2 protein-coding genes are annotated in these 1,120 nt (G+C 54.6%); one reads left to right on the top strand and one right to left on the bottom strand.

Going from position 1 to position 1,120, the window contains the following annotated elements:
* The coding region (locus AKG11_RS33530; protein WP_210166817.1) for a hypothetical protein at nt 1-802 on the top strand (802 nt) is incomplete at its 5' end.
* Here the strand turns inward: AKG11_RS33530 and AKG11_RS35050 are convergent.
* Nucleotides 789-947, bottom strand: coding sequence for a hypothetical protein (locus AKG11_RS35050; RefSeq protein WP_156334243.1), 159 nt, complete (start codon nt 945-947; stop codon nt 789-791). The genes AKG11_RS33530 and AKG11_RS35050 overlap by 14 nt on opposite strands.
* Nucleotides 948-1,120: the final 173 nt, after the last annotated feature.

Genomic DNA, 1,120 nt, shown 5'->3' with positions numbered 1-1,120 from the left:
CCCGGCGGTCTCAGGCCGGCGCCACCGTGGCCGACTGTTGCTCCGCCCCGTGGCCGGTTTTTACTCCGCCGTTGACACAAGCGTGATCAACACCACCGCGATGGCCAAGCAAGGCACCAGCTTATCAACCTACACACCGAAACCGATAGAGGACGACGGCATGATCACCGAACGAAAACTCATGGAAGCCTACATCGATATGGCAATGGAACGTATTACACGAGGCTTCGTACCTTACCTTGTGACATTGATGTTCAATCCAATGGGAGGAAGTACCCGAAGCCGCCAAGCGCTCATGCAGCAAGAGACAGAGCGTTTATATGCGAGGCTGCTGACGCGGACATTCCGCAAACCTGAAAAGCAAGACATCGCCGACTTGCCGCTTTGGATCAGCGCCTCTGATTGGCCGGTGCAGAAAAAGTTCAAGGACCACTTGTTCAACATCATGCAGAACGATGGCGAACACATGCACTCAATCGCACTGCAACCGCCAATCTCGCGCATGAAAGAAGGCTTGCTAAACTATGTCGATGACAATCAACCGCATATTCATGGCCCGGAGCGGGCGTTCCAGCGCGTCCGCGTCGATGAAATCACGGAAACTCCAAGGAAAGCGATTGGCTACGCCTTGAAGTCCCTGCCCCGCAAGCGGATTGATGCCGGCGAGGTCCTGATCCTCCCGCGCACCCATAGCGAGATGGCGAAGTTGACGCCCTATGAGCGCGACCAACAGCGGCGGGATGCCAACGAGAGAAAGGCGGCGAGGTCACACGCCGCCTTTATGGCATCTAAAGCACGGTGACATTGTCTACTGTGATGTGGGCGGCATTGCCGCTCATATCATCGATCGTTACCTCCAACATCGCGCGCCCTTTGTTCTTGAGACAAGCCCAATTTTTTCCCCCATCCTTGAACATGGCCACAATATTGTGGGTATATTCTTCCATCTTAGTCCCGGATGACTTTGCGTTGATCAGAGATTTCGGCCTCGCGACAACCTGCGCAGTTACAGCAGAAACTTCCTTGGCTGGCCTTCGCTTTTCAGAGTCTGACTCGAAAAGCCTTCAACGATATCGGTACCTTGCAAGTCGCCTTGTGATCAGGCGAATGTGGGCGATGA

Source organism: Shinella sp. SUS2 (genome assembly GCF_001262505.1).
Taxonomy (GTDB): Bacteria; Pseudomonadota; Alphaproteobacteria; order Rhizobiales; family Rhizobiaceae; genus Shinella.
The sequence above is the reverse complement of the archived record's forward strand: the minus strand, read 5'-3'. Positions and strand labels throughout refer to the sequence as shown.